This is a genomic window from Candidatus Nanopelagicales bacterium (assembly GCA_041393815.1).
Taxonomy (GTDB): domain Bacteria; phylum Actinomycetota; class Actinomycetes; order S36-B12; family JAWKJK01; genus JAWKJK01.
Window position 1 is genome coordinate 155,866 of the sequence record JAWKJK010000001.1, and the last position, 21,427, is coordinate 177,292.

The window sequence follows — 21,427 nt, forward strand, 5'->3', positions numbered from 1 at the left end:
GGCCTAGGACGGCAGCTGCAGGATCTCCACGCTGACGCCCAGTTCCTCGCTGCGCTCGCCGTTGTAGATCCCCTTCAGCGGCGGCACGTCGCCGTAGTCCCGGCCGCGAGCGACCACCACGTGCCCGACGCCGACATAGCGGTCGTTGGTGGGGTCGTGCGCCTCCCACCCGCCGGTCCAGCACTCCACCCAGGCGTGGCTCTCCCCGTGGACGCTGCTGCCGACCGCCGGCTCCTCGGTGTGCAGGTAGCCGCTGACGTAGCGGGACGGGACCCCCACGGCGCGCAGCAGCGACAGGGTCGCGTGCGAGAAGTCCTGGCAGACGCCGTGCCCGGAGTTCCACGCCTCGTGCGCGGTGGTGGACACGGTCGTGACACCAGGGGTGTAGGTCATCCGCTCGCGCACCACCGCGACGGCCGCGGCCACCGCGACGCGTGGGGTCGGCAGCGCCCGCAGCATCCGCACGGTCTCGACCCGGTCCGGGTCCGCGGCCGCGTCGTCGACGTAGCCGGTGGGGTCGAGGTACTCGCACCAGCGGTCCCGCACCGCCGGGTCCGCCAGGTCCTCCCAGGACGCCGACCCGGCGAGCACCGGTGCCCGGGTCACCTCCACCGTGCTCGTGGACACGACCTCGAGCACCCGGTGCTCCTCGTGCACGTCGAAGGCTTCGACGAAGGCCCCCCAGTAGTCCACGTACGACGTCACCCCGGCGCTCGGGGTCACGTCCAGCCGGTGCGACAGCAGCACCTGGCCGTCCCCGTCGTTCGGGGTCATCCGGACCTCGTTGAACGACGCGTGCACGGGGCCCGCGTAACGCAGCCCGGTGCGATGGGTGATGCGCAGCCGCCGGCCGTGCTCCTCGGCAGTCATGTCAGTGGCTCCAGACGATCGTGCCGGCCTGCCGGAAGTACGCCTCGACCACCGCGTCGGACGCCCGGGTCGCCCCCGCCTGCGCGTCTCGGGCCAGCCGGTCCACCTCGGCCGGGGTCGGTGAGACGACGTACTCGACCCGGGATCGCAGCATGCCGACCTCGCGCAGCAGCATCCCGCCGTCGTCGACGCCCATCAGTTGCAGCGCCCGGACCGCGTCCTCGGCGTGCGCGGCGCAGCTGCGCACCGACCGGGGGTTCACCTCGTCGAGGAGCAGGAACGCGCGCACCTCGTCCCCGCTCATGGACAGCCCCGCGCGCAGGAACGCGTCGTGCATGCCCGCGGCCCGCAGGGTCGCCACCGGGCCGGTCTCGGGCCACAGCTGGTCGTGCCGGACGTTCATCAGCCGAACCGTCATGTCGATGCGCTCCAGGGACCGGCCGAGGTCCATGAACAGGTAGCCCTCGTCGCGCGGCATGGTCCACTGCAGGACCCCGTTGACCACCAGCAGCCGTTCGATCACCCGGTGCAGGGCGACCCCCGGGCTGGCCGCCAGCGCCAGTCCCCGCGACAGCGCCAGGTAGGCGCCGTTGAGGGCCTCGTAGACGTCGCTGGAGATGGTGTCCCGGATGGCCCGGGCGTTCTCCCGCGCGCCCGACACCGAACCGGAGATGGTCGCCGGCAGGTCCGGCGTGCCGACCAGCGCCCGCACCAGGCCGGCCGTCTCGACGGCATCGACCCGGGGCAGCGACAGCGCGTCCAGCAGGACGACGCAGGCGGTCTCCTCCGACTCCAGCCGCTCCTCGACCAGCAGTTGGTGGTGCTCGGACAGCATCCGGGCGGTGGCCTCGGCGCGCTCCAGGTAGCGCCCCATCCAGAAGTACGACTCGGCGATGCGGCTCAGCACGGCGACCCACCGGCCTGCTGCTGCTGGGCCTCCTGCTGGCGCAGCCGCTCGTCGTGCGTCTTCGGGGCGTCCGCGCGGCTCGGCAGCGGGGTGATCCGGCGGCGAGCGCGCGTGCGGCGCGGCTCAGGCCGCTGGGTCGGGCCGCTGCCGTCCTCCAGCACCCAGGTGTCCTTGGAGCCGCCGCCCTGGCTGGAGTTGACGACCATGCTGCCCTCGGGCAGGGCCACCCGGGTCAGGCCTCCGGGCAGCACGTAGACCTGACGGCCGTCGTTGACCGCGAAGGGACGCAGGTCGACGTGCCGCGGGGCCAGCGAACCGTCCTCCACCACCGTCGGCGACGTGGACAGGGTCACGATCGGCTGGGCGATCCAGCCGCGCGGGTCGCGGCGGATCACCGACGCGACCTCCGCCAGCTGGCCGTCGCTGGCCCGGTCCCCCATCACCAGGCCGTAGCCGCCGGACCCGTCGACCGGCTTGATGACCATGCGGTCCAGCCGCTCCACGACCCACTCGAGCACGTCCGGCTGCTGAAGGTCGTACGTCTCGACGTTGGGCAGCAGCGGCTCCTCGCCGAGGTAGAACCGGATCAGCGCGGGGACGTACGGGTAGATGGCCTTGTCGTCCGCGACGCCGTTGCCCACGGCGTTGGCGATGGTCACGTTGCCCGCGCGCGCCGCGTTGACCAGGCCCGGCACGCCCAGCACCGAGTCGGGCCGGAACTGCACCGGGTCGAGGAAGTCGTCGTCGATGCGCCGGTAGAGCACGTGCACCGGTCGGGGACCCTGCGTGGTCCGCATCCAGACCAGGTTGTCCCGGCAGTACAGGTCGCGGCCCTCGACCAGCTCGATACCCATGCGGCGGGCCAGGAACGCGTGCTCGAAGTGCGCGCTGTTGTGCACGCCCGGGGTGAGGACCGCGACCACCGGGTCCATGACGTGGGCCGGGGCGGCCGCGCGCAGCGCGTCCAGCAGCCGCTCGGGGTACTCCGCCACCGGCCGGACCCGGTGCCCGGAGAACACCTCCGGCAGCACGTGTGCGAGCGCCCGCCGGTTCTCCAGCACGTAGGACACGCCGGACGGGTTGCGCAGGTTGTCCTCCAGGACGCGGAACACCCCCTCCGCGTCGCGGACCAGGTCGACGCCGGCGACGTGGATCCGGACGCCGTTCGGCGGCTGGAGGCCCCACGCCTGCCGGTGGTAGTGCGTCGAGCTGACCACCAGGTGCCGCGGGATGATCCCGTCGGCGAGCACGTCGCCGACGCCGTAGATGTCCTCCAGGAACATCTCCAGCGCCCGGATCCGCTGCGCGACGCCGGCCTCGAGGTGGCGCCAGTCCTCCGCCCCGATGACCCGGGGGACCAGGTCCATCGGCAGCGGCCGCTCCCGGCCGGACAGCGAGAAGGTGATGCCCTGGCGGTCCAGGTACGCATCGCGCAGCCGGGCCCGCTCCTCCAGACCCTCGGGTCCGAGCCGGGACAGCACCCGGTGCACCCGCCCGGGCGCCGACCGCGCGTCGGCTGCGGGCATCTCGTCGTACGGCTCCGCGCCGACCCGCCGCAGCCCGGGGGTCGCCGTCATGCGGACAGGATCTACCAGATCGGCGCGCCTCGGGTGACGATGGGGGGCATGAGCACAGGTGGAGACGACATCGAGCGCCTGCTGCGCGAGGTCGACGCGCTGAACGCGGGCGGGGCCCCTGCCGGGGGCTCCGCGGGCAAGGAGGTCGCGTCCCGCGGGTCGACGCCGCAGCCGAAGGGCCGCAAGGGCAAGGAGGTGGAGGAGTCCGGCGGGAGCGCGGGCGGCCGGGTCGCCTTCGCACTGCTGGCGGCGGTCGTCGTCGGAGTCATCGGCGCGTTCGTCGGCATGTTCCTCGGGCCGATCCCGCTGCTGGCCACCGGGTTCTGGGCGACCGGCCTCGGTGCCGCGTTCGGCGCGTTCCTGACGGCCCTGGTGGCGGGCCCGCCGCGCTGGTTCGACTCGTAGCAGTTCCCGCCGCCGCGGGGCGGGAGCGGACGGGCGGCAGGGGGCGGGCCCGCAGCCGACCAGGGGAGGGAGGTCGGCCGGCCGCGGGCCCGATGGCCGGTCCCCACCCCCGTGGGAGACCGGCACCGTCGATGTGCCCGGGTGCTCGACGGCCAAACCGGGACCTGTGGTCCGGGCCATGTCGGTTCCGTCACAGACGCCCGGTCGTCCGCCACCCCGGGATTCGGAGCGCGACCGCGCCGGCTGATAACCTCCCGCTCGTCCCTGGCCCCCGTAGCTCAGGGGATAGAGCAGTGGCCTCCGGAGCCATGCGCGCAGGTTCGAATCCTGCCGGGGGCACCAGATCCGGGAGGGTGCCGTGCTCCGCGCGGACATGGTGCAGGCGTATGTCATCGACCTGCTCAAACGGCTCACCGGGAGCACCGTCAGTCCGGACGCGGACGGCGACCTGCCGGTGCACTACCAGGGCGGCGCGTTCTTCGTCCGCGTCGTCGGCAACGACGGCAACCCGCTGGTCCAGGTCTTCGCCGTCGCCGTCGCCGGGCTCGCTCCCAGCCCGGGGCTGTATGAGGCGCTCAACGGCATCAACACCCAGCTGCAGTTCGCCCGGGCGTTCCACGTCCAGGAGCAGGTGCTCATCGAGTCGGAGATGTTCGGTGCGGACGTGAACCCGGCCAACTTCGAGCACGCCTGCCGCTACGTCGCCGGGGCCACCGACGCCTTCGGCAAGCGGCTGGTCGAGTCGTTCGGCGGGCGGCCGTTCTTCGAGGAGCGCAAGACCGAGGCGTACGACGAGCACTACCCGCGGGGCCTCGGCGGCTACCTCTGACACTCAGCCGGTCGACTCGGCGTCGCCGCCGGCCCCCTCGTGGCCGTCCACGGTGTCGGTCGTGGGCCGGCGCAGCCGGCGCGACGGGTCCGCGGCCAGCTCCTCGACCTTGGCCCAGACGCGGGAGCGGACCTCGCCCATGTTCATCTCGCCCAGGTGGGTGACCCGGCCGATGATGAGATCGTCGATGGGCAGGTCCGGGTAGGCGAGCAGGTGCTGGCGGTACTCCTGCTCGTTCGCGATCAGCACGTTGGAGACCCCGGGCACGTCGATGTGCGCCTCGACGTACGGGCTGATGACGATCTCGTGCGTGGAGTAGATGTTCGTGACGCGGTCGGCGACCGGCGGCAGCTCGTCGTGCAGGCGAGTGAGGAACTCCGACCCGGCCGCCATGTCGGTGAGGGCCGGAGTGAGGTCGCGCCCGGTCCAGCGCAGCAGCCGGGTCACGCGAGACGCGCTGCGCGAGCCGTGCCAGGGCGCGCCGACCGAGAAGACGTACAGCACCTGGTCGGGGTGGTCGATCAGGTAGCGCAGGCAGGCCAGCGCGCCCTGCGAGTGGCCGACCAGCACCAGCGGCGCGTCCGGCCTGCGCCCCTGCGCGAGCAGGCCCTTGCGGATGTCGCGGGCGAGGTGCTCCTGGGACGAGTGCAGCGGGAGCGTGACGCCGAAGCTGGCCAGGGTCACCAGGAAGGCATTGGGGTGCCGCTCGAGGACGCCCCGCATCATCGCGTTCGCGGCGACGCCCTTGATGGCGGTGCCCGCGACGATGGGGACGGCGATCGGCATGCTCAGTCCCGCCCTTCCGGCCCTGCGGAGCCTCGCTCCACGGCACCGTACGAAGGGCCCGAGCCGTAGAGGCCAACGTCATGGCCCCCGTCAGGCCCCGGCGCGTCCAGCGTGAGGTGCACCACGCCGCGCCACGACTCCCCCGGCGCGAGCGTCCGCCAGCCCAGGTCCCGTCCCGGCCGCTGCAGGTGCACCGCGTCGGTGGGGCAGGTGTAGGGCTCCACCGCGACCGACTCCCGGTTCGGTGGCGTGAACACGACGATCTCGCGGAAGGAGGCATCGCCGCGCAGCGCCAGCCGCAGTCCGTCACCGAGCACGGCGGCGCGCTCCATCAGGCCGTCCGGGCCGGGCGCGAACGCGGGCAGCCCGGTGAGCACCTCGTCGAGGGACCGGTCCCCCAGCGCGGGGGCGGATCTCAGGTCGGTCCGGTCGTCCACCGGGGCGAGCTCGCCGGTCGGGATGCCGTCCGCGAGCAGCCAGCGCTCGTCGGCACCGCACCAGACCCGGGTCCGCTCCACCGCCCCGGCAAGCGGGCGCAGGTACGCGTGGAGGCCGAGGCCGAAGGGCGCCGGCTCGTCCCCTCGGTTGGCCACCTCGGCGACGATCGCCAGCGCCCGGTCCGAGAGCGCGTACGTCAGCGTGAGCTCCAGGGCACCCGGCCAGACCTGGGCGGGGTCGGCGGTGTCCCGGTCGAGCGCGAACCGGCCGGTGACCGAGCCCGGGCCGGTGCGCTCGTACCGGCTCCAGGCGGCGCGGCAGGCGTAGCCGTGGATCGCGTTCGGGTCGCCCGGGTGCGTGCGCGGCAGGTCCCATCGGCGGCCGCCCGCGTCGAAGGACGCTCCGGCGATCCGGTTCGGGAACGGGAACAGCACGGGGATCCCGCTGCGCGTCGGGCTCCCGCCGCGCAGCGCGTCCGGCTCCGCGTGCACGACGTCCACCGGATCCCTGCCGTCCACCGGCACCAGCGCCAGCCGGACGCAGTTGAACCCGAGGGCCGGGCTGACGTCGGCGAGCGCGCCGCCGGGGCTGACGAGCCGGACCGGCTCGCCGAGTCCGGCGCTCACCCCTCCCGCAGCCAGTCGGCCGCGGACACCCGCCGGACGCGGTAGCCGTACTGCTTCAGGCCGGTGACCAGGGTGGCCGCCGCGGACGGGTCGGTGGTGTGCACGACGACGACGCCGATCGGGTACGGGGCGCCCGTGGCGGCGCACTGGGACAGGTAGTCCAGCACCGGGATGGTCGAGTCGGGGGCCCCGTCGACCCCGGCGCCCAGGTCGTCGTCGAGCCACAGCTCGTCGAGGAACAGGTCCTCGGTGTGCAGCTCGGCGAGCACGTCCAGCGCCTCCTGGGAGGTGTGGGCGCGACGGTGCGCGTAGCCGTCGTCGGTGAACGTGCGGGTGTCGTCGACCAGCAGCCGCTGCATGGGGTCAGCCTGCCATCGCTGCCAGGGCCGCCGCGGCGAGTTCGCCGGGGTCGCGGCCCTCGACGTCGAGGACGACGTCGGCGGCCGCGGCCAGGACGTCCGCCCGGGCCCGCACCTGCGCCGCGAGGAGCTCCGCCCGGGCCCCCGGATCCAAGGGCAGCAGCGGTCTCCGCGGGCCGGTGGTGGTCCTGCGGGCCAGGGTCGACGGCGTCGCGCGCAGCCAGACGACCACGCCGGCCCGCCTCAGCCGCTCGGGCAGGTCGCGGTCGTCCGCGGCGCTGGCGGGCAGCGTCGCCACGCAGGGCTCGGGCGCCGACAGGATCAGGTCGACGACCCGCGCCTCGGCGCGGTGCAGGGCCTCCACGCCCTGCTCGCGCTCCAGTTCCGCCGCGTCGCCGCCGGCCTCGGCCCGCAGCAGGACGTCGTTGTCGAGCAGCGACCATCCGGTCCGTTCCGCGACCGCGACCCCCACCGACGACTTGCCCGACCCCATCAGGCCCACGAGGAGCAGCCGGCGGGGGCGGGCGGGCGTCATGAGGGGACGTCCTCCGCGTCCTCGTCCGGCACGCCAGTCAGGCGGCAGGCCGCGGCCACCGCCTGGCTGATGCTGTGCCAGATCCGGTCCGGACCGAGCAGCCCCACGAACCCGGCCTTCTCCATCACCAGCTCGGCCCGGCTGAGGACACGGGCGAGCACGAGTTCGACCTCCATCCCGCGCAGCTCGACCAGGAGCGTGTGCAGGACGTCCACCGCGGTGGTGTCGAGCTGCCCCGTGGCTTCGAGGTCGAGCACGACCGCGCGGGTGCCCGGCGCCCCGTCCAGCTCGGCCAGGATCAGCCCGTGGGCGTCCTCGCAGTTCACCCAGAACAGCGGGGCATCCAGCCGCAGCACCAGGATGCCCGGGACCGGACGTCGCTCCGGGTGCCCCCGCAGCGACCCCCACCCGGCCCGCTCGTGCGGGATCCGGCCCAGCGGGTCGACGCGCACCTTGCTGGACCGGTACACCAGGCCCAGCAACGAGATCCCGACCGCGGCGAGCAGGCCGTACAGCGGGCCGAGCAGGACCACGCCCAGCAGCCCCGTCCACGCCCCGACGTAGTCGTTACGCCGCACCTTCCGATAGCGGGTCATCGTCCGCGGCGCGATCAGGAACCACACGCTCATCACGACCACGGCGGACAGCACGACCCGGGGTAGGTCGGCGAGCAGGTCGGTGAAGGCGACCAGGACCACCAGCACCGCGACCATGGCCGCGAGGGCCGAGATCTGGCTGCGGGCGCCCGCCGACACGGCGGATGCCGTCCTGCTGAGGCTGCCGCACACGGACAGTCCGCCCGAGAAGCCGGCGGCGACGTTGGCCGCGCCCACCCCGACGAACTCCTGGTCGGCGCTGATCCGGTATCCGCCGCGCGCCGCGAACAGCCGGGCAGCCGACAGGCCCTCCCCCACGGCGACGAGGGCCAGGGCCACCCCGCCGAGCGCGATCGTCGGCAGGTCGGAGGGGTCGACCTGGGGCACGCCCAGCGGCGGGAGTCCCTGCGGCACCGGCCCGATGACCTCGACGTCGTGCGACTGCAGGTCGAGCACCGGCGCCAGCGCGATGCCCGCCACCATCAGCGTGAGCGCCCACGGCCAGCGCGGCGCCAGCCGGTGGCCGGCGATGAGGACGGCCAGACAGAACAGCCCGATCCCGAGCGTTACCGGGTTCGTCTCGCCGAGCTGCTGCACCGTGGCCCACAGGCGCGGCACGAACTGGTTCGGCTCCTTGGGCAGGCCCAGGATGTGCGGCAGCTCGCCCACGATCACGGTGAGCGCGAGGCCGAAGGTGAAGCCGGTGATGACCGGCTTGGACATGAAGTCGGTGATCCACCCCAGGCGGACCGTGCCCGCCAGCATCAGGATCAGCCCGCACGCCAGCGCCAGCGCCGCGGACAACGCCGCCGCCTCGGCGGGGCTGCCGGACCCGACCAGGCCGAACACCACCGATCCGGACATCAGCGCGACGGTCGAGGACGGGCCCACCGACAGCTGCCGGGAGGAGCCGAAGATGGCGTACGCCAGCAGCGCACCGGGCAGGGCATAGAGGCCGACCTGCACCGGGGCGTCCGCCACCCCCGCATAGCCCAACGCGATCGGGATGGCCACCGAGGCCACCACGAGGCCGGCCAGCAGGTCCTTGGGAAGCCACGACCACTGGTAGCGGGGCAGCCAGCGCACGATCGGCACGTAGCGGCCGAGCCCGACCCCCGACAGCACGGTCATCGAGCGTCCCGACCGGCGTTCACTCGAGCAGGTGCAGCATTCCCCGCAGGGGGACGCCCACCCAGGCCGGCCGGTTGTTCAGCTCGTAGGCGACCTCGTACGCCGCCTTCTCCAGCAGGAACGAGCGCAGCAGGACCTCGCTGGCCTCCTGCCCCTCCGGCAGCAGGGTCGGTCCGGCGGTCCCCAGGTACGAGGTCAGGAACGAGGCGCTCACCCACGACGTCCAGAACCGGGCGGCGCCGACCAGTGTCGGCATGACCTCGGCCTCGTCCTGGACGTTGTTCTGGACGACGTGCTCGCTCAGCCCGGTGTAGGCCGCGTAGTGGAACGACCTGAGCATCCCCGCCACGTCCCGCAGCGGGGACCGCTTGATCCTGCGCTGCGAGAGCGACTTCGCCGGCTCGCCCTCGAAGTCGATGATCATGAAGTCCCGACCGGTGAACAGCACCTGACCCAGGTGGTAGTCCCCGTGCACACGGATCCGCAGCGCGCCGATGCGCTCCCCCTTCACCGCCTCGATGGCCGCGTACAGCGCGTCCTCCGAGGCGAGGAGCCGGTCGGCGTCCTCCGCTGCCGCGCCCGCGAGCGTGCCGCGGCGACGGCGCAGAAGGGACAGCATCTGGCGGAACTGGTTGCGCGAGGACTGGTAGATCGAGCGCTGGTAGTGGGGGGTGAACGCCTCAGGGGCAAGGTCCGGCAGATCCCTCGCCGAGGCCAGCGCCAGGTGCATCTGGGCAGTCCGCTCGCCCAGCAACGCCGCCTGCTGGAGGTAGGCACCGAACAGGTCCTGGGCCGGGTCCGGAACCTCCAGATCGACGAGGCTGTTGGGGGGCCGGGTGTCGGTCAGCAGACCCGGCTCGTCGGCGAACTCCTGCTGCACGTCCTCGTAGTAGCCGCCGAGGTGGCTGAGCGTGTACGACCAGGCGTCGTCCTCGTGCGCGACGAGTTCCTGCAGGACGGCGAGGGTCCGCTGCTGGCCGTCGACGTCGGTGTAGGTCAGCGCCCCCGCCATCGCCGGGACGTGCGGGAACTTGACCCGCTCGGTGAGGAACCGGCCGAGTTCCCAGTCCGGGTTCAGTCCCCGGGAGGCACGCCGGAACACCTTGAGGATCAACCGGTCGCCGTAGAGCACCGAGGTGTTGCTCTGCTCGCCCCGGGCCACCGACGGCGTCAGCTCGTCGTCGCCACGCAGCGACCGGTACACGCTGGTGGTGACGCCCTGCACCACTCCGGCCGAGCCGCGGTGCTTCTGCCGGCGGCCGATCGCCTCCAGCAGCCGGGTATCGACGGTGGAGTCGTAGGTCGCGTCGTAGACCAGGCCGTCGGCACCGTGCTGCCCTCGAGGCCGGACGCGCAGCACTGCGGCGGCGGGGATGTCGTGCAGGACCGCGTCGACGGCGTCCCCCGTCGCGAAGGCCAGCGGGAGGACGTACGTGCTGGGCTCGCCGTCGGTGTAGGCCACTTGGACCAGCACCAGGTAGGCGAGGTCCGACCGGCCCTTGCGCGGCAGCGGGACCGCGTCGAGGACCGTCACCGTCTGGATGGTGCGGGCCTTGGCGCCGTACCAGCGCCGGTGCACCAGGACCTCCGGCAGCGCGGCCTCGAACGCGCCACGCGCCCTCGTCTGGGTGAAGAGGGTGTCCCAGGACCCGCTCAGCGTGACCGACGGGACATCGGGCCCCTCCTCGCCGGCCGGCGTCACTTCCTCCGGTCGAGGCTCGAGCTTGAGCCAGTAGAAGGAGTGCGGGCCCAGGGTCAGGAAGTACGGCAGCTCGCCGATCGTGGGGAAGGGCGTCTTGCCGAACAGCTCGACCGGCGTGCGGCCCTGGAACTCGGCCATGTCGAGCTCGGCGTACTGCACGTAGCGGGAGAGGTTCGCCACGACCAGGACCGTCTCGTCCCCGCTGGAACGCACGAAGGCCAGCACCTTCGGGTTGTCCGGGTGAAGGAAGGTGATGTCGCCGCGCCCGAACACCGGGTGCCGCTGCCGCAGCGTGATCAGCCGACGCATCCACCACAGCAGGGACGTCGGGTTGTTCTGCTGCGAGGCGACGTTGATGGACTCGTAGCGGTACTCCGGGTCGATGTTGACCGGCAGGAACAACTTCTGCGGGTTGGCCTTGGAGAACCCGGCATTCCGGTCAGCAGTCCACTGCATCGGCGTGCGCACGCCGTCGCGGTCGCCGAGATAGATGTTGTCCCCCATGCCGATCTCGTCGCCGTAGTACAGCACCGGCGTCCCGGGGAGCGAGAACAGCAGCCCGTGCAGCAGCTCGATCTTGCGCCGGTTGTTGTTGAGCAGCGGGGCCAGCCGGCGGCGGATGCCCAGGTTGATCCGGGCCCGCGGGTCCGCGGCGTAGGCGCGGTACATGTAGTCCCGCTCCTCGTCGGTGACCATCTCCAGGGTCAGCTCGTCGTGGTTGCGTAGGAAGAGCGCCCACTGTGCGTTGGCGGGGATCTCCGGCGTCTGCTGCAGGATGTCGATGATCGGGTAGCGGTCCTCCAGCTGCACCGCCATGTACATCCGCGGCATGACGGGGAAGTTGAAGGCCATGTGGCACTCGTCGCCGTCGCCGAAGTACTCGCGGGTGTCCTCCGGCCACTGGTTGGCCTCCGCGAGGACCATCCGGTTGGAGTACTTCGCGTCCATGTGCGCGCGCAGCTTCTTCAGGAACGCGTGCGTCTCCGGCAGGTTCTCCCCGGTCGTCCCCTCGCGCTCGTACAGGTAGGGGATGGCGTCCAGGCGCAGGCCGTCGACCCCGAGGTCCATCCAGAAGTCCAGCGCCTTGAGCACGGCGTCGTGGACCGCGGGGTTGTCGAAGTTGAGGTCGGGCTGGTGGTGGTAGAAGCGGTGCCAGTAGTAGGCGCCCGCCACCGGGTCCCAGCTCCAGTTCGAGGGCTCGAAGTCCTTGAAGATGATGCGCGCGTCGGCGTACTTGTCCGGGGTGTCGCTCCACACGTAGAAGTCGCGCCACTTCGACCCCGGCTTGGCGTGCCGGGACCGCTGGAACCACGGATGCTGGTCGCTGGTGTGGTTGATGACGAGCTCGGTGATGACCCGCAACCCGCGGCGGTGGGCCTCGTCGACGAACCGCTTGACGTCGGCCATGGTCCCGTACGACGGGTTGACGCCGGTGTAGTCGGCGATGTCGTACCCGTCGTCACGCAGCGGCGAGGGGTAGAACGGCATCACCCACAGCGCGGTGACCCCGAGGTCCTGCAGGTAGTCCAGCTTCTCGGACAGCCCGCGGAAGTCCCCGATGCCGTCGCCGTCGCTGTCGAAGAACGACTTGACGTGTACCTGGTAGATGACGGCGTTCTGGTACCACAGCGGGTCGTCGTCCAGCACCAGCAGCGCGTCCCGCTCCGGCATCGTCGCGCGGCCCATGGGCGCTGCTCCCTCTCGTCCCTCGGCGGCATGGTCGTCCCTGGGCGCGGCGGGCGCCCCGAGGACCGAGGCTATTGCCGTCGGCGGCCGCACGCGGCCGGATCGGCGCAGCGGCCGCGGCGTCCGGCCGGGCACGGTAGGAAGGGCCCATGCGCCTGGGCCTGACGATCCCGCTCGAGGGAATGCCGCCGGACGAGCTGCGGCGACTGGTGGAGTCCCTGCCCGACCTCGGCTACACCGACGCGTGGTCGATGGAGGTCGCCGGCACCGACGCGTTCACCCCGCTGGTGCTGGCCAGCCAGTGGGCACCGTCGCTGCGGCTCGGGACCGCGATCGTGCCCGTCCACACCCGCGGGCCGGCCCTGATCGCACAGAGCTTCGCGGCGCTCGCGCAGGCCGCGCCGGGACGGGTCGCCGCCGGGATCGGGGCGTCCAGCCCGACGATCGTCGAGGCCTGGAACGGGATCGCGTACGAGGAGCCCTACGCGCGGGTGCGCGACACGCTGCGGTTCCTGCGGCTGGCCTTCGCCGGCGGCAAGGTGGACCTGGAGTCGCCGACGGTGCACGTGCGCGGGTTCCGTCCCGGGCTGGTGCCCGACCCGGCTCCCCCGATCCTGCTCGCCGCGCTGCGCAGCGGGATGCTCGCGCTGGCCGGCCGCGAGGCCGACGGCGCGATCCTCAACTGGCTGGCAGCCGACGACGTGCCGAAGGTGGCGGGGATCGTGCACGACGCCGCCGCCGGTGCCCCTCGCGAGATCGCGGCCCGCATCTTCGTGATCCCGACGGCGGACGCCGAGGTGGCCCGCGGGGTCGCCCGGTTCGCGATCGCCGCGTACCTCACGGTCGGGGCGTACGCGGCCTTCCACGAGTGGCTGGGCCGGGGCGACCGACTCGGTGAGACCTGGCGGCTGTGGGCCGCCGGCGAGCGTCGCGCCGCGGCCGCCGCCGTACCCGACTCCGTCGTGGACGAGCTGGTCGTGCACGGACCGCCCGAGGCCTGCCGCGAGCACGTGGCGGCGTACGTCGAGAACGGGGTGACGACCCCGGTCCTGGCCCTGCTGCCGGGCGGCTACGACGTCGCCGCGGCGGTCCGGGCGCTCGGGGCGCGCTGACCGGCGGGGAGCGGCAGGATCGGGGCATGGATCTCACGACCGCGCTCGACTTCGTCCGCCCCCGGCACCGCGGCGTGCTGGTCACCCTCAAGGCCGACGGCCGCCCGCAGCTGTCCAACGTGATGTACGCCCTGGCCGACGACGGCGTGGTCCGCGTCTCCGTCACCGAGACCCGGGCGAAGACCGCCAACGCCCGTCGCGACCCGCGCGTCAGCCTGTACGTGACCGCCGACGACTTCTGGTCCTACGCGGTGGTCGAGGGGGAGGCGGAGCTGACGCCGGCCGCGCGCGACCCGCAGGACCCGACCGTGCAGGAGCTGGTCTCGCTGTACCGGGAGATCAGCGGCGAGCATCCCAGCTGGGACCAGTACCGGTCGGCGATGGTGGCCGACCGTCGGCTCGTGCTGCGACTGCGCCCGACCTACGCCTACGGGATGCTCCAGGGCTGACCGCGGGCGCGACACGCGCTACTCCAAGATCGCCGAAAAGTCACGTCCCGCAAGGCCTTGTGGTCGTGTCCGCCCCCCTGTTAGAACTCGTACACCTCGCCGGAGACGGCGAGGGTCGGGACGGTGACAGAGGTCCTGTCCGCGGGCCGGACCCGCGGGGCTGCGGTGCCACGCAGCCGGACCCCGATCCGGTCCGAGGTCCGAGAACGGCCTGCGCCTGCGCCGCGGCGACGCGGCGTCGGGGCCCGTCCGGGAGGCACCCCGGCCGGTCCCGCCCGACCCGTCGGGCGGGCGTGCCGGACGGACCGGGTGGGACCCCTCGACCTCATACGTCGAGGGGTCCCACGCATGTCCGGGCAGGATGGTGACGTGACCGCCCCCTCCGCCCCGAGCCGGCTGTCGACCGAGCTGGCCGCCGCGCTGAAGGCGGCCGGGCTGCGCTGGGTGCCGGCCAGCGGCGACCAGTTCGTGCTCCCGGACCGCGACCTCGACCACCTGGTGTTCGTGCTCAGCGACATGACCGTGGACGTGCAGGACGTGCCCAGTGGCCGCGTCATCGGCTTCAACGGCACCGTGGAGTGGGCGCTGGACAGCGTCGAGATCGACGAGGCGCTGTGGCTGCCCCGCGAGGACGCGCTGCGCGAACTGCTCGGGGAGGCGTTCCGGTCGCTGCGCCGGACGTCCGACGGGTATGCGGTCACCGCGGAGACCTCGGACGGAGTGGCCCGCGTCGGGGTCGCCGCGTCGGCGGTCGACGCGTACGCCCGGGCCCTGCTCGCGGTGGGGGTGCCGCCCGCGCGACCGGGGGGCTAGCGCTGGGGTCGGCCGTCGCCCGGCTGGGCCACGTCCGGGTCCGGCGGCGCGTCCCCGATCCCCGGCGGGATGACCGCGCCGTCCTCGATCTGCTTCGACAGGTGCAGCCGGGCCAGGAACGCCTGCTCGCTGAGCACCCCGGAGCCCGCCGCCCTGGCAATGGCGTCCCCACCGCGGCCGCGCAGGAGGTAGGCGAAGCCCACCGCGATCAGCGCGCCGGTCAGCGGCCCGACGACGTACACCCAGAAGGCGGTCCAGTTGCCGCTCACCAGGGCCGGCCCGAACGAGCGGGCGGTGTTCATCGAGGTGCCGCTCACCGGCGCGGACCACAGACCGGCCAGGGCGATGTAGCCACCGACCCCGACCGCGGCGATCGCGCCCACGTTCTGCGCGGCCGAGGCGGTCCCGAGGATGACGCTCAGCAGCCCCACCGTCGTGACGATCTCCATGAGCAGCGCCTGGCCGGCGTCGTACCCGGGGCCGGGGACCGTCCCGCCGAGGCCCTCGACGTTGCCGAAGACCGCCAGCAGGAACAGGCACGCCAGCGTGGCCCCGAGCAGCTGGGTCGCGATGTAGCCGGGCACCCGTCGCCAGGGGAAGTCGCCGCGCAGTGCGAACGCCAGCGAGACGCCGGGGTTGAGGTGGGCGCCGGAGACCGCACCCATGAACAGGATGATGGACATCACCATGAGCCCGGGGGCGACCACGGCGGCGGCCAGGCTGATCTGGCCCAGTGCGTGCAGCAGCCCGCCACCGGCGGCCGCCAGCACCAGCAGGAAGGTGCCGAACAGCTCCGAGAACAGTCGCCGCCACTCCTGCCGCGGGTCGTCGAAGTCGCGCGGGTCGCCGAACTCGAGCATGAGCAGGTGGTGGGTGCGGGCCAGCCCCGGCAGCACCGGCGTCGCCGGGGCCGTGGGGTCCGGGGCCGTGGGGTCCGGGGCCGTGGGGTCCGGGGCCGTGGGGTCCGGGGCCGTGGGGTCCGGGGCCGTGGGGTCCGGGGCCGCCGGCCCGTTCGCGGCGGGCCCGCTGCCGGCCGGCCCGGTTGCGCCGAGCCGGCTCGCCGTCGACGCGGGTGCGCCGGGGATGGTCGCCGCCGGACCGCCATGCAGGATCTGCGCCTCGGTCGGACCGGGCTGTCCCACCGCCGGGTCCTGACCCGGGTCCCGCGGGTGGGACGAGGCCCGCTCGCCCTGTTGTTCGTCCGCCATGGCCGACTCCCCTCGCCCCGGGGCGCGGGCGCCGCAGCACCCTGCCCGGTTGCGGAGGCTACGACGCTGCGGTGCCGGTGTCGCTCCGGGCGCGCCGGATCCCCGGATCCACCGCTGGCCCCGTCCCCCTCGCACCGGTGGAACCTTGGGCCAGCCTGGCGGCCCCCGCGGGTGGTCCGAGGTTCCACCAGGGGTGGCTGGTGGGGCGGGCGGAGCGGGTGGAGCGGGCGGAGCGGCGGCTCCGCCCGCGGCGCTCCCGCCCCTCACCCGGGTCCGACCGACCGGGGCTTGACACGGTAGTGATTGACCACTAACTTCCTCGCCATGGCCAGGATGACCGCGGACGAGCGACGGGAGTCGGTGCTGCGCGCCGCGGCACCGGAGTTCGCCCTCGGCGGGCTGGCCGGCACCAGCACCGAGTCCATCGCCCGCCGGGCCGGGGTGAGCCAGCCCTACCTGTTCCGGCTGTTCCCCACCAAGAAGGCGCTGTTCCTGGCCTCGGCCGAGCGGACCTTCGCCCGGGTGGAGCAGGCCTTCCGCGACGCCGCCGACGGCCGGACCGGCCGCGAGGCGCTGGATGCGATGGCCCTGGCGTACGCCGGACTGCTGCAGGACCGCGACCTGCTGCTGCACCAGCTGCAGGCGTACGCCGCCTGCGACGACCCGGAGGTCCGCGACGTGACCCGGGCCGCGTACGGCCGACTGTGGCTGATGGTGCAGGAGACCACCGGTGTCCCCGAGGACGAGGTCCGGTCGTTCTTCGCCATGGGGATGCTCATGAACGTCATCGCCGCGATGGACCTCGACCACCTCGACGCGCCGTGGGCCCAGGCCTGCCTGCCCCCGCCCGTCCCGCCGCGCACGACCTGACCTGACCCTCGTTCCCGAGCACCCGCGCAGCCCTGCGCAGCCAAGTTAGTGATCAGTCAGTACTCACTGGGAGGAACCCATCATGACCGACCGACGCGGGGTGGTGTGGACGTTCGTGGTGACGTCCCTCGCCGCCTTCATGGTCTCGCTGGACAACCTGGTCGTGACGACGGCGCTGCCGTCGATCCGCACCGAGCTCGACGCCGGGCTGGAGGGCCTGGAGTGGACCGTCAACGCCTACACGCTCACGTTCGGCGTGCTCCTCATGACCGGCGCGACCCTCGGCGAACGGTTCGGCCGGCGCCGGGTGCTGGCGATCGGCCTGGCGGTGTTCACCGCCGCGTCGGCGGCGGCCGCGCTCGCCCCGAGCATCGAGTGGCTCGTGCTGGCGCGGGCCGTCCAGGGGGCCGGCGGGGCGCTGGTGCTCCCGCTCACGCTGACCCTGCTCAGCGCCGCGGTCCCGCCGCAGCGCCGCGGCGCCGCCCTCGGGGTGTGGGGCGCCGTGAACGGCGTGGCGGTCGCGCTCGGCCCGCTGGTCGGCGGTGCCGTGGTGGAGGGTCTGGCCTGGCAGTGGATCTTCTGGATCAACGTGCCGATCGGCATCGCCCTGCTCCCCGTGGTGCTGCGCCGCCTGCCGCACTCCCTCGGCGTGCCCCGGTCCCTCGACCTGCCGGGTCTGGCGCTGGTGACCGCCGGCCTGCTCGGCATCGTGCTGGGCCTGGTCCGCGGCAATGCGCACGGCTGGACCAGCGCCACCGTGCTGCTGCCCATGCTGGCCGGTGGGCTCCTGCTCGCCGGGTTCGTGGCCTGGGAGCTGCGGGCGAAGGAGCCGATGCTGCCGATGGGGATGTTCCGCAGCCGCGGGTTCGCGGTCTCCAACGTGGTGTCGCTGCTGTTCAGCTTCGGGATGTTCGGCTCGATCTTCCTGCTCGCGCAGTACCTGCAGACCGTCCAGGGCTCGTCCCCGCTCGAGGCCGGGCTGAAGACGCTGCCGTGGACGGCGATGCCGCTGCTCGTGGCACCGCTGGCAGGACCGCTGTCCGACCGCATCGGCGGCCGGCCGATCCTGGCCACCGGCCTGGCGCTGCAGGCCATCGGACTGGGCCTGCTGGCGACGTCGATGACGCCGACGACCGGCTACTCGGCGATGGTGCCGGCGTTCGTGCTGTCCGGCCTGGGCATGGGCATGGTGTTCGCCCCGCTGGCCAACGAGGTGCTCGGCAGCGTCGACCGCAGTCTGGAGGGGGTCGCCTCCGGAGCGAACAATGCGATCCGCGAGGTCGGCGGCGTGCTGGGCGTGGCCATCCTGGCGGCCGTGTTCGCCGGCCAGGGCGGGTACGCCAGCCCGCAGACCTTCGTCGACGGGACCGTGCCGGCGGTCTGGGTCGGGGCAGCGGTCGTGGCGGTGGGCGCGGTGGCCGCGCTGGCGCTGCCGCGCCGCCGGCGGACCCCGCAAGCCGAGCCGGTCGTCGACCTGCGCACCCAGCCGGCCCCCGTGCCCGTCCCGGCCTGACGCGCTCCCGCTGGTGGAACGTCCGACCCCGCGCTACCCCGGTGGCGCGGGGTCGGACGTTCCACAGGTGGCGGCCCGGGTGACCCGGGCGCAACATGGGATCTCCAGGCACGCGGACACGGAGGGACCGACGCCGGATGGACCCGCTGAGACCGGTGCGCCGGCTGACCGGCGTCTACCACGCCGACGGTGGGCTGCGGGGCGAGCTGGCGTACGTCGTCGGCAAGGCCCTCGGCCGGGCGCACTGCGCGCTGTGCGACGTCACGCACTCACCGGTGCGCCGCAAGCGGGAGTGGGACGCGTACGTCTCCGCCCTCGGCGTCCCGTTCGACCTGGTCCACCTCAACGAGCGCTCCCCCGCCGTGGCCGCGGCGACCGGGATGGCGACACCCGCGGTCCTGGCCCACGTCCCGGGGGCGGGGCCCGCCGAGGACCTGGTGGTCGTCCTCGGCCCGGCGGACCTCGACACCGTGGGCGGGGACGTGGCGGGCTTCGGGGCGGCGCTGGGCCGCGCCCTCGGCCGGGCGGGTCTGGCCCTGCCCTGACACGCGCAGCCGCGCGCGGGTCCGCGCGACTGCACCCGTCGCGACTGTGACGTCGCGACTGTGACGTTGCGACTGTGACGTTGCGACTGTGACGTTGTGCCGAGACACGCCGGCGTGTCTCGGCACAACGACACCCTCGTGGTGACCCGTGGGACTCCTGGGACTGCCGGCCGAAGCAGCGGCGGCGGACGACCCGGCACCGCCGCCACTGGTGGAACGTCGGACCCGCCTTCCGGCGGGTCCGCGTGGTCAGGGGTTCCACCGGTGGGAACGGAAGGGGTGCGCGGGACCCGCGGGGTTCGCGGGGCAGACCGACCGGGGTACCGGGTCACCGGCGGGCGCCGCCGGTCAGCACTCGGGGTACTGGGTCACCGGCGGGCGCCGCCGGTCAGCACTCGGGGTACTGGGTCACCGGCGGGCGCCGCCGGTCAGCACTCCCCGGTCAGCACTCGGGGTACCCCGTCACCAGCCTGGGTAGCGCTCCCGCCAGCCGTCGTCCGGCTCCCACTCCCGCCCGGGGTCCGCGTCCGGGTCGAACTCGGCGGCCAGGTCGTCGGCCAGCGCCTCCAGCGTCTCCCGACCCTCCACGGCCGCCACCCAGTCCGCCGGCAGTCCGGCCTCGCCGTACGCGGTCCCCAGCAGCTGGCCGGCGATGCTGCCGGTGGAGTCGCTGTCGCCGGAGTGGTTCACCGCGGCGAGCAGCGCGGATCGGACCGGCGCCTCGGCCGCGGCGCACGCCACCGCCATGGCGAGGGCCTCCTCCCCCACCCAGCCGCCGCCCAGCGCGTCGAGCTCCGCCGGCGACGCCAACCCGCGCCCCGCCAGGCCCAGTCCCGCGGACACCGCCGCCACCGTCGCGGCCGCCTCGGGCCGACGGGCCGCCGGCAGGTCCAGCGCCGCCCGCACCGCCTCGCCGACCGAGGCCGCGCCGTGGGCGAGCAGCCAGACCGCCGCGGCCAGGACGCCCGCCGGCTGCTGGCCGTCGGCATGCCCGTGGGTAAGCGCGGCCAGCTCGACGGCGGTGTCGTACGACTGCTCCGGACCGGCCATCGCCAGCCCCACCGGAGCGACCCGCATCACCCCGCCGCAGCCCTTGGAGTCGTTGTCCGCCCGGTACGGACCGGCCATCCGGACACGGCGCAGCGCGGACAGGCAGGTGGTCCCCGGGGCCCGGCGGTGGTGCAGCCAGGACTCCCCGGACAGCCAGCCGTCGACGGCGGTGTCGTCCGGCGGGGTCTCGCCCTGGGTGCGCAGCCACCGCTGGTAGGCGTGCAGCACCACGCCGGGCACCGTGGTGATGCCGCGCGACCGGTAGCGCACGTGCGCCCGGATCAGGCCCTCCGCGGTGAACACCGTCATCTGGGTGTCGTCGGTGACCGCCCCGGCCCGGCCGTACGCGGGCACCAGGTCCGTCACCCCCAACGGACCGAGACGCGACACGATCTCGGCCCAGGACCAGAACTCCACCGCCGCGCCCAGCGCGTCCCCGACAGCGCCGCCGAGCAGCAGGCCTCGGGCCCGGGACCGACGGTCGGGAACGGCACCGCCCGAGCCGCCCGAGCCGCCCGCCGGCGAGCTCACGCTCACGCCGACCCCCCTCGCATCGGCACGGTCCCGCGCAGCCGGGCGGCGATCCGCGGGTCCGCCAGAGCCGTCGCCAGCGCCGACCACACGTCCGGGTTGGCCGGCATCCCCCCGTGCGTCCCGGCCACCTCGAGGGTGCGGGCCTGCGGGTCCAGGCAGGTCTGCCACTGCACGATGCCGTCGGTCCGGCTGTACAGCGACCAGAACGGCAGGTCCTCCGGCAGCCGGCCCACCACGTCGTCGTGGAACGCCCGGCAGCACTCCCCCGTGGCGCACTCGCGGACGTAGTCGCCGCGGCCGGTCCGGGTCAGGTACGACAGGTACAGCGTGAGCACCCGCACCACGACGTGGGTGCCGAACGGGTCGGTGAGCGGGCTGCCGTAGGCCACGACGCCCGCGACCAGGTGCGGGTGCCGGCGGGCCGCCGCCTTGGCCAGCTGGCCGCCGCGACTGTGCCCGACCAGCGTGACCGGCAGCGCGTGCACGTCGGCCACCTCGAGCAGCAGCGCCTCGACCTCGTCGGCCTCCGCGGACCCGCAGCGACGGCGCCCCGGCAGTCGGGACTCCACCGGGGCCCAGCCGCCGAGCGCCAGCCAGCCGCGCAGGTCGGCGAACGCGTCGTCGGACGCCCCGAAGCCGGGCACGACCAGCACCGGCGCGCCTGCGACGGGGGCCGCGGGCGGCGGTCCGGCCAGGTGCGGGCGACGCTCCGCCTCGGCCCGCCGCTCCCGCCACACCGGGGGGCGCAGGCTGTGGGGCAGCGACAGGTAGTCCGCCACGGACGTGAACGGCGTCCAGCGCGGCTCGCCGGCCGGGGCGGGACGGCCAACGACCGGGTCCGGCCCTCCCGGGTCCGGACCGTACGCGCCCGAGCCGCTCATGGCCG

Annotated in this window: 20 protein-coding genes and 1 tRNA gene; 9 read left to right on the plus strand and 12 right to left on the minus strand. The window is 73.9% G+C overall.

The features are described 5' to 3' along the window. Window positions 1-3: 3 nt before the first annotated feature. From R2737_00715 to R2737_00725, 3 genes are read right to left on the minus strand one after another with little or no spacing between them, the layout of a single operon-like run. Window positions 4-870 (minus strand): transglutaminase family protein, encoded by an 867-nt coding sequence (locus R2737_00715; protein MEZ5114760.1) that lies wholly within the window; start codon window positions 868-870, stop codon window positions 4-6. A gap of 1 nt (window position 871) precedes the next feature. Further along, the gene (locus tag R2737_00720; protein MEZ5114761.1) at window positions 872-1,777 is read right to left on the minus strand and encodes an alpha-E domain-containing protein; all 906 of its coding nucleotides are present in this window, start codon (window positions 1,775-1,777) and stop codon (window positions 872-874) included. Further along, complete coding sequence (locus R2737_00725) at window positions 1,771-3,354, minus strand: circularly permuted type 2 ATP-grasp protein (GenBank protein MEZ5114762.1); 1,584 nt, start codon at window positions 3,352-3,354, stop codon at window positions 1,771-1,773. The genes R2737_00720 and R2737_00725 overlap by 7 nt, the downstream gene beginning before the upstream one ends. Before the next feature lie 48 nt (window positions 3,355-3,402). On the opposite strand from R2737_00725, the gene R2737_00730 reads away from it, so the two are divergent. The 3 genes from R2737_00730 (at window position 3,403) to R2737_00740 (ending at window position 4,588) form a co-directional block, all read left to right on the plus strand. Then, window positions 3,403-3,759, plus strand: a complete 357-nt coding sequence (locus tag R2737_00730) for a hypothetical protein (GenBank protein MEZ5114763.1) — start codon at window positions 3,403-3,405, stop codon at window positions 3,757-3,759. A 267-nt stretch (window positions 3,760-4,026) separates the two neighbouring features. After that, window positions 4,027-4,101: transfer RNA gene (locus tag R2737_00735), tRNA-Arg, on the plus strand. A 16-nt stretch (window positions 4,102-4,117) separates the two neighbouring features. Next, window positions 4,118-4,588, plus strand: a complete 471-nt coding sequence (locus tag R2737_00740) for a YbjN domain-containing protein (protein ID MEZ5114764.1) — start codon at window positions 4,118-4,120, stop codon at window positions 4,586-4,588. Window positions 4,589-4,591: 3 nt separating this feature from the next. Here R2737_00740 and R2737_00745 read toward each other — a convergent pair whose 3' ends face one another. Genes R2737_00745 through treS form a run of 6 tightly spaced genes read right to left on the minus strand, consistent with a single transcriptional unit; the run spans window position 4,592 to window position 12,447 of the window. After that, complete coding sequence (locus R2737_00745) at window positions 4,592-5,374, minus strand: hypothetical protein (protein MEZ5114765.1); 783 nt, start codon at window positions 5,372-5,374, stop codon at window positions 4,592-4,594. A gap of 2 nt (window positions 5,375-5,376) precedes the next feature. Continuing rightward, the gene (locus R2737_00750; GenBank protein ID MEZ5114766.1) at window positions 5,377-6,438 is read right to left on the minus strand and encodes a hypothetical protein; all 1,062 of its coding nucleotides are present in this window, start codon (window positions 6,436-6,438) and stop codon (window positions 5,377-5,379) included. Continuing rightward, window positions 6,435-6,797, minus strand: a complete 363-nt coding sequence (locus tag R2737_00755) for a cyclic-phosphate processing receiver domain-containing protein (protein ID MEZ5114767.1) — start codon at window positions 6,795-6,797, stop codon at window positions 6,435-6,437. The genes R2737_00750 and R2737_00755 overlap by 4 nt, the downstream gene beginning before the upstream one ends. Before the next feature lie 4 nt (window positions 6,798-6,801). Next, a complete protein-coding gene (locus R2737_00760) occupies window positions 6,802-7,332 on the minus strand; it encodes a shikimate kinase (GenBank protein MEZ5114768.1) in 531 nt (176 codons plus the stop codon). Continuing rightward, entirely contained in the window at window positions 7,329-9,059 is a 1,731-nt protein-coding gene (locus tag R2737_00765) for a SulP family inorganic anion transporter (GenBank protein MEZ5114769.1), read from the minus strand. The genes R2737_00760 and R2737_00765 overlap by 4 nt, the downstream gene beginning before the upstream one ends. 19 nt (window positions 9,060-9,078) lie before the next feature. Further along, window positions 9,079-12,447: a maltose alpha-D-glucosyltransferase gene (treS, locus tag R2737_00770; GenBank protein MEZ5114770.1), complete on the minus strand. Its 3,369-nt coding sequence runs from the start codon at window positions 12,445-12,447 to the stop codon at window positions 9,079-9,081. A gap of 149 nt (window positions 12,448-12,596) precedes the next feature. Between treS and R2737_00775 the strand changes: the two genes are divergently transcribed. The 3 genes from R2737_00775 (at window position 12,597) to R2737_00785 (ending at window position 14,821) form a co-directional block, all read left to right on the plus strand. Then, window positions 12,597-13,559 carry an LLM class F420-dependent oxidoreductase gene (locus tag R2737_00775; GenBank protein ID MEZ5114771.1) on the plus strand — a complete coding sequence of 321 codons (963 nt, stop codon included), beginning with the start codon at window positions 12,597-12,599 and terminating at the stop codon, window positions 13,557-13,559. Between the two features lie 26 nt (window positions 13,560-13,585). Then, on the plus strand, window positions 13,586-14,008 hold the full coding sequence (locus tag R2737_00780) for a PPOX class F420-dependent oxidoreductase (GenBank protein MEZ5114772.1): 423 nt from the start codon (window positions 13,586-13,588) through the stop codon (window positions 14,006-14,008). A 369-nt stretch (window positions 14,009-14,377) separates the two neighbouring features. Further along, window positions 14,378-14,821 (plus strand): hypothetical protein, encoded by a 444-nt coding sequence (locus tag R2737_00785; protein ID MEZ5114773.1) that lies wholly within the window; start codon window positions 14,378-14,380, stop codon window positions 14,819-14,821. On the opposite strand, the gene R2737_00790 is transcribed toward R2737_00785, so the two are convergent. Next, on the minus strand, window positions 14,818-16,029 hold the full coding sequence (locus tag R2737_00790; GenBank protein MEZ5114774.1) for an aquaporin: 1,212 nt from the start codon (window positions 16,027-16,029) through the stop codon (window positions 14,818-14,820). The genes R2737_00785 and R2737_00790 overlap by 4 nt on opposite strands. A gap of 324 nt (window positions 16,030-16,353) precedes the next feature. On the opposite strand from R2737_00790, the gene R2737_00795 reads away from it, so the two are divergent. The 3 genes from R2737_00795 (at window position 16,354) to R2737_00805 (ending at window position 18,957) form a co-directional block, all read left to right on the plus strand. Next, window positions 16,354-16,899 (plus strand): TetR/AcrR family transcriptional regulator, encoded by a 546-nt coding sequence (locus R2737_00795; protein ID MEZ5114775.1) that lies wholly within the window; start codon window positions 16,354-16,356, stop codon window positions 16,897-16,899. Between the two features lie 82 nt (window positions 16,900-16,981). Next, entirely contained in the window at window positions 16,982-18,412 is a 1,431-nt protein-coding gene (locus tag R2737_00800) for a DHA2 family efflux MFS transporter permease subunit (GenBank protein ID MEZ5114776.1), read from the plus strand. Window positions 18,413-18,549: 137 nt separating this feature from the next. Next, complete coding sequence (locus R2737_00805; GenBank protein ID MEZ5114777.1) at window positions 18,550-18,957, plus strand: hypothetical protein; 408 nt, start codon at window positions 18,550-18,552, stop codon at window positions 18,955-18,957. 462 nt (window positions 18,958-19,419) lie between these two features. On the opposite strand, the gene R2737_00810 is transcribed toward R2737_00805, so the two are convergent. After that, window positions 19,420-20,544 (minus strand): ADP-ribosylglycohydrolase family protein, encoded by a 1,125-nt coding sequence (locus tag R2737_00810; GenBank protein ID MEZ5114778.1) that lies wholly within the window; start codon window positions 20,542-20,544, stop codon window positions 19,420-19,422. Further along, the gene (locus R2737_00815; GenBank protein ID MEZ5114779.1) at window positions 20,541-21,422 is read right to left on the minus strand and encodes a hypothetical protein; all 882 of its coding nucleotides are present in this window, start codon (window positions 21,420-21,422) and stop codon (window positions 20,541-20,543) included. Before R2737_00815 ends, R2737_00810 begins: the two co-directional genes overlap by 4 nt. Between the last annotated feature and the right edge of the window lie 5 nt (window positions 21,423-21,427).

Excerpts from the sequence above, each read along its gene's own strand:
- R2737_00715 (MEZ5114760.1), bottom strand. The coding sequence starts at position 870 with ATGACTGCCGAGGAGCACGGCCGGCGGCTGCGCATCACCCATCGCACC.
- R2737_00725 (MEZ5114762.1), bottom strand. The coding sequence starts at position 3,354 with ATGACGGCGACCCCCGGGCTGCGGCGGGTCGGCGCGGAGCCGTACGAC.
- R2737_00730 (MEZ5114763.1), top strand. The coding sequence starts at position 3,403 with ATGAGCACAGGTGGAGACGACATCGAGCGCCTGCTGCGCGAGGTCGAC.
- R2737_00745 (MEZ5114765.1), bottom strand. The coding sequence starts at position 5,374 with ATGCCGATCGCCGTCCCCATCGTCGCGGGCACCGCCATCAAGGGCGTC.
- R2737_00755 (MEZ5114767.1), bottom strand. The coding sequence starts at position 6,797 with ATGCAGCGGCTGCTGGTCGACGACACCCGCACGTTCACCGACGACGGC.
- R2737_00760 (MEZ5114768.1), bottom strand. The coding sequence starts at position 7,332 with ATGACGCCCGCCCGCCCCCGCCGGCTGCTCCTCGTGGGCCTGATGGGG.
- R2737_00765 (MEZ5114769.1), bottom strand. The coding sequence starts at position 9,059 with ATGACCGTGCTGTCGGGGGTCGGGCTCGGCCGCTACGTGCCGATCGTG.
- treS (MEZ5114770.1), bottom strand. The coding sequence starts at position 12,447 with ATGGGCCGCGCGACGATGCCGGAGCGGGACGCGCTGCTGGTGCTGGAC.
- R2737_00775 (MEZ5114771.1), top strand. The coding sequence starts at position 12,597 with ATGCGCCTGGGCCTGACGATCCCGCTCGAGGGAATGCCGCCGGACGAG.
- R2737_00780 (MEZ5114772.1), top strand. The coding sequence starts at position 13,586 with ATGGATCTCACGACCGCGCTCGACTTCGTCCGCCCCCGGCACCGCGGC.
- R2737_00790 (MEZ5114774.1), bottom strand. The coding sequence starts at position 16,029 with ATGGCGGACGAACAACAGGGCGAGCGGGCCTCGTCCCACCCGCGGGAC.
- R2737_00795 (MEZ5114775.1), top strand. The coding sequence starts at position 16,354 with ATGGCCAGGATGACCGCGGACGAGCGACGGGAGTCGGTGCTGCGCGCC.
- R2737_00800 (MEZ5114776.1), top strand. The coding sequence starts at position 16,982 with ATGACCGACCGACGCGGGGTGGTGTGGACGTTCGTGGTGACGTCCCTC.
- R2737_00805 (MEZ5114777.1), top strand. The coding sequence starts at position 18,550 with ATGGACCCGCTGAGACCGGTGCGCCGGCTGACCGGCGTCTACCACGCC.
- R2737_00815 (MEZ5114779.1), bottom strand. The coding sequence starts at position 21,422 with ATGAGCGGCTCGGGCGCGTACGGTCCGGACCCGGGAGGGCCGGACCCG.